This window comes from Sphingomonas corticis, assembly GCF_012035195.1.
GTDB classification, from domain to species: domain Bacteria; phylum Pseudomonadota; class Alphaproteobacteria; order Sphingomonadales; family Sphingomonadaceae; genus Sphingomonas; species Sphingomonas corticis.
Genome location: NZ_JAAVJH010000011.1, coordinates 108,248 through 116,356, shown reverse-complemented (window position 1 = coordinate 116,356; position 8,109 = coordinate 108,248). Strand labels below are relative to the sequence as shown.

8 protein-coding genes are annotated in these 8,109 nt (G+C 69.7%); 6 read left to right on the top strand and 2 right to left on the bottom strand.

What is annotated here, in order from left to right:
- Window positions 1-59: 59 nt before the first annotated feature.
- Window positions 60-536, top strand: coding sequence for a hypothetical protein (locus HBH26_RS20475; RefSeq protein WP_239024855.1), 477 nt, complete (start codon window positions 60-62; stop codon window positions 534-536).
- Here HBH26_RS20475 and HBH26_RS15580 read toward each other — a convergent pair.
- On the bottom strand, window positions 420-1,100 hold the full coding sequence (locus HBH26_RS15580; protein WP_168135551.1) for a hypothetical protein: 681 nt from the start codon (window positions 1,098-1,100) through the stop codon (window positions 420-422). The genes HBH26_RS20475 and HBH26_RS15580 overlap by 117 nt on opposite strands.
- Before the next feature lie 548 nt (window positions 1,101-1,648).
- Between HBH26_RS15580 and HBH26_RS15575 the strand changes: the two genes are divergently transcribed.
- The 5 genes from HBH26_RS15575 to HBH26_RS15555 all read left to right on the top strand — a co-directional run bounded on the left by HBH26_RS15575 (window position 1,649) and on the right by HBH26_RS15555 (window position 6,415).
- The gene (locus HBH26_RS15575) at window positions 1,649-3,016 is read left to right on the top strand and encodes a hypothetical protein (protein WP_168135550.1); all 1,368 of its coding nucleotides are present in this window, start codon (window positions 1,649-1,651) and stop codon (window positions 3,014-3,016) included.
- A gap of 221 nt (window positions 3,017-3,237) precedes the next feature.
- Window positions 3,238-4,770, top strand: coding sequence for a sensor histidine kinase (locus HBH26_RS15570; RefSeq protein ID WP_168135549.1), 1,533 nt, complete (start codon window positions 3,238-3,240; stop codon window positions 4,768-4,770).
- Entirely contained in the window at window positions 4,767-5,138 is a 372-nt protein-coding gene (locus HBH26_RS15565) for a response regulator (protein WP_168135548.1), read from the top strand. The genes HBH26_RS15570 and HBH26_RS15565 overlap by 4 nt, the downstream gene beginning before the upstream one ends.
- Window positions 5,139-5,231: 93 nt before the next feature.
- On the top strand, window positions 5,232-5,501 hold the full coding sequence (locus tag HBH26_RS15560) for a hypothetical protein (RefSeq protein ID WP_168135547.1): 270 nt from the start codon (window positions 5,232-5,234) through the stop codon (window positions 5,499-5,501).
- A 323-nt stretch (window positions 5,502-5,824) separates the two neighbouring features.
- Complete coding sequence (locus tag HBH26_RS15555) at window positions 5,825-6,415, top strand: NADPH-dependent FMN reductase (protein ID WP_168135546.1); 591 nt, start codon at window positions 5,825-5,827, stop codon at window positions 6,413-6,415.
- A gap of 8 nt (window positions 6,416-6,423) precedes the next feature.
- Here the strand turns inward: HBH26_RS15555 and HBH26_RS15550 are convergent, their stop codons facing one another.
- Complete coding sequence (locus HBH26_RS15550; protein ID WP_168135545.1) at window positions 6,424-8,058, bottom strand: FAD-dependent oxidoreductase; 1,635 nt, start codon at window positions 8,056-8,058, stop codon at window positions 6,424-6,426.
- Window positions 8,059-8,109 lie beyond the last annotated feature (51 nt).

Genomic DNA, 8,109 nt, shown 5'->3' with positions numbered 1-8,109 from the left:
ATCGCCAGGGTCGCCGGCGACTGGCCCGCCACCCGCTGGGACGAGCTGATGCCGTGGAACTGGGTGCCCCAGACAGATCAGCCAACAGCCCAAGCCGCATAAACTGCGGTCCTCACGCCACGCTTACACTCATTGAGACGGCCCGCGAGTATCACGAGCTCACCGGACGGCACCTTCAGGTCTATGGCGACATCGGGGAGTTGTTCGGCGTCATAACGCACGGCCTGAAGCTGCACCGCAACTACGCCCAAGGGTCGGATGGTCGGATCGGCAACGACCTCGTGGAGGTGAAGACGATCACGCCGTTCAAGGCGAACGCCGAGGTGGTGCTCAATCTCAGGCGCAACTTCAGCAAGGTGCTGATCGTCCGGATCAACGCGGACTTCGAGGTGGCGGGGCGGATGGTCGACCGTGCTTCGCTACCGCGCGTCAGGGGCGACCGCCTCGTCCTTGCCTGGGACCAACTCGACTCGCGCAGTTCCTCCACGTGCTCTCTCGAGTTCGAGGCAGGTGGCGTTTCGGGACTTGTCGATTGAAGTGCTGCTGATGCGCAGACCCGCGCCGTCGGTGACCGGGTGGGTCAGCACCGCTTCGAGGGGGCGTCCCGACAAGGCGACCAGCACGCTCTCGGGCAGGGGATGGTTCCTGATCTCGATGGATCCTGCGGAGCGATGATCGCTGGACCGGTCGTCGAAGTCCCACAGCGCCTCGCCCTCCGGTCCGAGGAGCAACGACACCACGAGACGCTTCGTGTCCGTATCGGCGAACGCGGTCACCGTCATGCCGTCGTTGATCCGCATGTCGACCGAGCGCGCCCAGATCGCCAGCGCGATGACGTCGACGGGATCGATGCCGGCGGAAGCCACTGCCCGTGCGGCCTCGCGATGCATCGTGTATCCGCGCGTGAGTTCGATGATCGCGGCCCGATCCGGCCTTTCCAATCTCGCGCGTAGGCGGCCGCGCAGCGGGTTGAGCCGGTTGGAGCGCTTTAGGCCATAGGCTCTCCTGACCCGGTCCCCGTCGGTCCCGTTCCGTCGGCCGCTGGCCTCCATCCGGAGGAGCGTTTCCGCATCCAGCGCGTCTGCAAGGTTGGTGACCAAGGCCGTTCCTCTCTAGCCAAGGGATAGGTGAATGCGCCTCAGCGACCTGGGAGGCGCGCATTCATTGCTTGGGTGAAGGGTTGGCCGAGCGTGCGGGACCCGCTTACGCCACGCGCGGCCGACCCGCCCGTGTTCGTCGACATCTTCTCGGGTGAGCGGTAAGGGACGGTCACGTCGGGTGGCGAGGCTGGCCACTCCGAACAGGTCGGGGCACCACGCCTACGCGACACGCTAAACGGAAATCTCTTCAGCGGTTGCGATCAGGGGGCACGGTCGGGGGCACGTAAACTAGGCTTGGACGGTTTTCATTAGTTCTAGCAAAGTCTTACGTTAAGGATATGAATCCCTCCCGCTCCGCCACCCAGTCCCAAGTCGCTGGCATATGTAGGAAACCTCGGTTTCTGGCGCAATTCGGTGCCGAGTTGCGCAGAAAACCGACGGAACCCGGGCGCGCATTCGGACGTGTAATCCCGCCGTCGGGGTGCAAGACGCCCCTGACGCACGCGCTCGTGCGGACCGGCCGGGCGAAGAGCGACGGGAGACTTGCCTTGACAATTGCCACCCCACCCTCTCCCGCGACCCTGCCGCTTCGATCGCTTCTCCTTGCGGCGGCGTTCGGGCTGGCCGACGTGGCCCTGGCGTCCGGCTCCGCCGCGGCGACGCAATCCTCGCCGGGGGGGGCGGCGACGCGCTTCGTCCGCGATCCGGTCCGGTTCGAGGCCAATCAGGCCAAGCTGGTCGCCGCGACACGGTCGCGCTCGCCCGCGATGGCGGACGCGCTCGATCGATCCTTCCGGCAGGACATCCTCGGCGCCGTCTCGGCCGAACTGCGGCGCGTCGGCCTCGACACGAGCGACGTCGCCGACATGACCGCCGCCTATTGGGTGATGGCATGGGAGGCGGCGAACGGCATCATCGGAGAGACGACCGATCCCGCGCTGGTCGACGGGGCGCGTCGGCAGATCGCGGGCAAGATGGCGAAGAGCACGGCCGCACTGCGCGATGCCGAGAAGCAGGACATCGCCGATGCCATGCTGTTGCAGGCGCTGGTGATCGACGCCCGCATGAAGGCGGTCGCCGGACAGGGGGCCGCCGCCCGCCGCAAGATGAGCGACGCGATCCATGCCGAGGCGGCGCAGATCCTGCGCACCGACCTTCGCCGGACCACGCTCACCCCCGCCGGCTTCGCGCCCGCTTCCGGATCGCCGCCCGCGACACAGGCCCCGGCCGCCCCGCCGCCCGTCACGCCTCCCGGCAGGGCCGCCTCGCATGCCGGCAACTGGCAGCGGGTGGAGGGCGTCTACTTCAAATCGTACACCAGCTTCGGCGTCGGCGGGATGATGATCCAGGATTTCGAGCCAGTGGTCCTGTTCCGCGACGGCAGCTACTACGAGGTCGAGGGACCGGCGCTGGAAGATGTCGATCTCGCCGCCAGCCGCGCCGCCAATCCGCGCGCCTGGGGAACGTGGAGGCGCCAAGGCGCGACTTTCCTGCTGACCGACGATCGCGGCCGGACCGAGGACTACCGCCTCCAGCAAGGCAGCTTCTTCAAGGCCTATCCGGCGGAAGCGATCGGCGGCAAGCTGGCGCGCCCGTACAAGCGCATCTCCGGCGGCGGCAATTCCGCGCTGGGCGGCACCATGGCGATCGCCGCGCAGACCAACCTGGCCTTCTCGCCCGACGGCAGCTTCTCGACCGACTCCAGCGCGGGGGCGGTCGGCGCGAACGTCGCGGCCTCCAGCCGCAGGCGGGGCGGCGTCGGCCGCTATCGGATCGAGCGCCACACGATCAGCTTCGTCGATCCTCGTGGTGCTACCCGACGCGAGTTCTTCGCGCTCGGTTCCGAAGGAGCGACCCCGCGCGTCGACAGCGACATGATCTTCATCGGCGACCGCGTGTTCGTGAAGGACGACTGACCGGCGCGCCCGCCGCATGTGCGCCGGACCGCGACCGGACCTGGTCTTGATCGCGCCGGACGGACGGCGGCACTGGCCACGCGCCTGAGGAAGTGGATGCCGTCGGCGACGCAGGAAAGGGCGCCGTGTGTTCGCAGGTGACCGGGCCGGCACCACCAACCACTTGGCTTCATTGCGCAGCATGCTATCTCTGGCGACCGGGGGAGCGAAGCAGACCGGTGATGCCAGACGCAACGGCCGCTGAACGGTTGACGATCGACTACGACTGGTCATCCACTCCACTCGGATCGATCGATTCCTGGTCGGACGATCTCAGGCAGGCCGTCGAACGCGCGATCCTCCCCCGCCCCGTCGAGGACAGCCCGCCGCCCACGGCGATGCTCGACGCGCTGTTCAGCGCCGCGCCGATCGGCCTCGCCATCTGGGACCGCGATCTCCGCTTCGTCCGCGTGAACGACAGCCTGGCTGAGATGAACGGGCTCAGCCCGGCGCAGCACATCGGCCGCAGTCCGGCCGACCTCTTCCCGGATCTCGCCGGGCTGGATGCCCTGCTCGATCAATGGCGCGCCATGCTGGAGACCGGCGAGCCGCTGCGCGATGTCGAAGTGGTCGGCTCCACGCAGGGGTTGGGCGGCGGCCGGAGCTGGAACGAGCATTTCTTCCCCATCCGGGTCGACCGCGCCATCATCGGGATCGGCGCGGTCGTGGAGGAGACGACCGAGCGGAAGCGGGTGGAGGCCGAACTCGTCAGGAGCGAGGCGCGGTTCCGTGAGTTTGCGGAGGCGTCGTCCGACATCCTGTGGCTCCGCAACACCGACACCGCCGAGTTCGAATTCCTCAGCGGCAGCTTGCGGAGCCTGCTGAGCGCGGACGTTCCCGGCCGCGGCGATCGCGCGATCGAGTTCGACTGGCAGGCGGCGATCGTGCCCGAGGACCGCGCCGCGGCGTTCGCCGAACTGGCGAAGGTCCGCGACGGCCACCGCGTCACGCACAGCTTCCGCGTGCGCCTTCCCGGCCGCACGCGCGTGCGCTGGATCAAGAACACCGCCTTCCCCCTGCCCGACCGCGACGGCATCGTCCGGCGGATCGGCGGCATCGCCCAGGACGTGACCGAGGAGATCGAGACCGATCAGCGGCTCCGCCTCATGATCGGCGAACTGCAACATCGCACCCGCAACCTGATGGGCGTCGTGCAGGCGGTCGCCGAGAGCACGCTGGAGACGAGCCCCGACCTCGGCACCTTCGCCGCGGCGTTCGAGAACCGGATGCGCGCCCTGTCGCGTGCGCAGAACCTGCTTTCCACGCTGACCGGGTCGGAACGGCTGTGCTTCGACGACCTGCTCCGCGCGGAGCTGGACGCCTTCGGCGCCCTTCCCGAGGACGATCACCGGGTCACGCTGAACGGACCGGCCGGCATCCTGCTGCGGTCCAGCAGCATCCAGACGCTGGCGCTGGCCCTCCACGAGCTGACGACCAACGCGATCAAGCACGGCGCCCTGGCACAGCCGGCCGCGCGGCTCTCGATCAGCTGGGCCCGCGAGTCCGGAGAGGGCGGCGCCGACCGCCTCGTCGTCCACTGGCGCGAGACCGATGTCGCGATGACGGGGAGCGGGCGCCGCGATCATCGCGGGCAGGGCCGCGAACTGATCGAGTTCGGCCTTCCGCACCAGCTCGGCGCGCGGCTCGATTACCGGCTCACCGACGATGGCGTGGCGTGCCTGATGTCGCTTCCCGTCACGTACACGCCCGCATGATCTCCCTGTCGGGCAAGCGCATCCTGCTGGTGGAGGACGAGTATCTGCTCGCGCGCCAGCTCACCCGCGCGCTCGCGCGGGAAGGGGCGAGCGTGGTCGGCTGCGTCGCCACGGTCGCCGCTGCCCTCGACCAGCTCGCGCGCCTGCCGCAGATCGATCTCGCGATCCTCGACATCAATCTCGCGGGCGAGCCGGTCTATCCGGTGGCGACCGAACTGCGGCAGCGGGACGTCCCCTTCCTCTTCCTCAGCGGCTACGAGCTGGAAGATCGCGATCCCCGGTTCGCGGGCGTGCCGCAGCTGAGCAAACCGATCACGATCGCCACACTGATGACCGCCCTGCGCACGATCCCCGCCCCGCCGGAATGACAGGCGCGCGGCCGCTCGCATCGTCGTCGCATCGCGCTTGCAGCGCTCGTCGGCTCCGCTATCCTGCTAACCCGTTCAGAAGGGGAGAGTTTGATGAAGAAGCTATTCGGTGCCGCGATGGCCGCAGGTCTGGTGTCGCTCGCCGCCTGCAATTCCAGCCCGCGCGAACAGGCGGCCGACAACATCGAGGCCAATGCGGAGGCGATCGCGGACAACCTCGAGGAGGCAGCCGACAATGCCTCTTCCGACGCGACCGAGGCCAATCTCGAGAACGCGGCCGACAGCGTGCGGGCGGCCGGCGAGAACCAGGCGGAGGACATGCGGACGCATGATGCGGACACGAACCTGAAGAACGGCATCTAGCCTCCATCCATCAGATAGACCGAGCGCTCCCAAGCACGCAGATCGGTCTCACGGGGCGTTCGCAGCGATGCGGGCGCCCCTTTTCTCTCACGCCTCCTCCCCGCGCTCCAGTTCGGCAGGTCGGTGGGCACCCGAGCGGCGTGAAGGCGCGTCGTGCGCGCAACCTCGCTCGGGTTCAATCCCGCGGACCCGTCGGCCTTGCCGCCGGGCGACAGGCAGATCGCGACGCTGACGTTCCGGCGCGATCGGGCCGCCGTTCACCTGCCGGTTGCGCTTCCCGCCCGCCCGGCCCATCGCTGGTGCGACGATACCGGAAAGACAGCATGGCCGACCGCATCCTCATCTTCTACGGCTCCTACCGGACCGACCGGCAGGGCATCCGGCTGGCGGATTACCTGGTCCGCGCCTTCGCCGAGCGCGGGGCGCGGGCGGAGCTGGTCGACGCGCGGGCGGTGGGGCTGCCGATGCTGGACCGGATGTACAAGGAATATCCCGCGGGCGAGGCACCCGCCGCGCTGGAGGATCTCGCCGCCAGGATCCGGGAGGCCGACGCCTTCGTGTTCGTAACCGGCGAGTACAATTGGGGCGTGCAGCCGGGATTGAAGAACCTGACCGACCATTTCCTGGAGGAATGGTACTGGCGCCCCGCCGCGATCGTCAGCTACTCGGCCGGCCGCTTCGCCGGCGCGCGCGCCGGGCTGGCGTGGCACGGCATCCTGTCGGAAATGGGGATGGTCGTCGTCTCCAGCTCGATCGCGGTCGGCGGGATCGGCCGCGCCTTCGACGGCGACGGCAAGCCGACGGGGGACGGCGGCGCGTCGCTCGCCCGCGCCTTCCCACGCTTCGCCGACAACCTCGCTTGGTGGACCGAGGCCGCACGTGCCCAGCGCGCCCGCCGCGCGCCGCCCTATTGAGCGCCGCCCTATCGAGCCCCGCCGTGCCGGTCGCCGCCACGCACGTCGTTCCACACCGCGGAGATCACCACCGACCCCTCGCCCACCGACGAGGCGACGCGCTTCACCGATCCCGCGCGCACGTCGCCGACCGCGTAGATGCCCGGTCGCGTGGTGGCGAAGGGGGACGCCGCTCCCGCCTCCTGCCCGGTCAGCACGAACCCCTTGTCGTCCAGCGCGACCAGGCCGGACAGCCAGCCGGTGTTCGGCGCCGCGCCGACCATCACGAACATGGCGCAGGTGGGCAGGTGCCGCTCCCCCGCGGCGCTGCGGATCGTCACGCCCGCCAGCGCGTCGTCGCCGTGCAGCGCGGCGACGTGCGCGCCATATTCGATCGTGATCGCCTCGTCCGCTTCCAGCCGGCTCGACAGGTAGCTCGACATCGACGTCGCCAGCGTGTCGCCGCGCACCAGCAGCCGCACGTGGCGCGCCGCGCGGCTGAGGAACATCGCCGCCTGCCCGGCGGAATTGCCTCCGCCGATCACCACCACCTCGGTATCGCGGCAGAAGCGCGCCTCGTTCTCCGTGGCGGCGTAGTAGATGCCCGCCCCCTCGAACTCGGCCAGCCGCTCGATCGGCAGGCGGCGGTACTGGACGCCCGTCGCGACGATCACCGCGCCGGCACGCACGCGCTGCCCGTTGGCGAAGGTCGCGCAGAAGCCGCCCGTGTCCAGCTCCTCCAGCGCGGCGACGCGCCGCGGCATGACGAAGCGGGTGCCGAACTTCATCGCCTGCACCTCGCCCCGCCACACGAGGTCGGCGCCGGAGATGCCGGTGGGGAAGCCCATGTAGTTCTCGATCCGGCTGGACGTGCCCGCCTGCCCGCCGATCGCGGTGTCGTCGACGACCAGCGCGCGCAGCCCCTCCGCCCCGGCATAGACCCCCGCCGCCACGCCCGCCGGGCCGGCACCGACGATCAGCACGTCGAACGCATCCTCCTCCGGCAGGTCCTGGTCCAGTCCGACCAGCCGCGCCACTGCCTCGGGCGTCGGATCGGCGACCACTAGGTCGCGGCCGAACACGACCAGGGGGGCGTCCGCGTGCGTGCCGCAACTGGTCGCCACGGTTCGCGCCTCCGCGCTGCCCAGCGGGTGCGAGCGATAGGGGATGCGGTTGCGCGCGGCGAACTCCGCCACCCGCCGGACGCCGCGATCCGTCTCCTCGCCGACCAGCACCAGCATCCCGTCGCCGGACTCGATCTGCCGCCGCCGTCGCGCGGCGAGGACGGTGATGATGATGTCCGACATCTCCGGCACCTCGGCCATCAGCCGCAGCATGGCGTCGCGCGGCACCTCGACGACGGTCGTGTCCGCCGCGGCGCGCATCGGCATCGTCCACGTGCCGCCGGACAGCAGCGAAATCTCGCCCATGAACTGCGTCGGTCCCAGCGTGGAGGGCACCAGCCGCTCGCCCGTGAACGGGTTCACGACCTCCACCTCGCCCTCCTCGACATAGACGAAGCGGTCCGCCGGCGCGCCGACCTCCGCCAGCAGCGCGCCCGCGGGATAACGCCGCCGCGTGCCCGCCGCGCGAATCGCGTCGACGTGCGCGGGCGCCAACGGAATGCGCTGCATCTCGCGCAGGTCGCGGCCGATCGTTTCCATCGCGATGCTCCTTTCGCGACGCGATAGCGCGGGCGCGGTTCGCCCCGCAAC

Bases quoted from the DNA above. Each gene is read 5' to 3' on its own strand.
- HBH26_RS15555 (WP_168135546.1), top strand. From the start codon at position 5,825: ATGGCCGACCGCATCCTCATCTTCTACGGCTCCTACCGGACCGACCGG.
- HBH26_RS15560 (WP_168135547.1), top strand. From the start codon at position 5,232: ATGAAGAAGCTATTCGGTGCCGCGATGGCCGCAGGTCTGGTGTCGCTC.
- HBH26_RS15570 (WP_168135549.1), top strand. From the start codon at position 3,238: ATGCCAGACGCAACGGCCGCTGAACGGTTGACGATCGACTACGACTGG.
- HBH26_RS15565 (WP_168135548.1), top strand. From the start codon at position 4,767: ATGATCTCCCTGTCGGGCAAGCGCATCCTGCTGGTGGAGGACGAGTAT.
- HBH26_RS15550 (WP_168135545.1), bottom strand. From the start codon at position 8,058: ATGGAAACGATCGGCCGCGACCTGCGCGAGATGCAGCGCATTCCGTTG.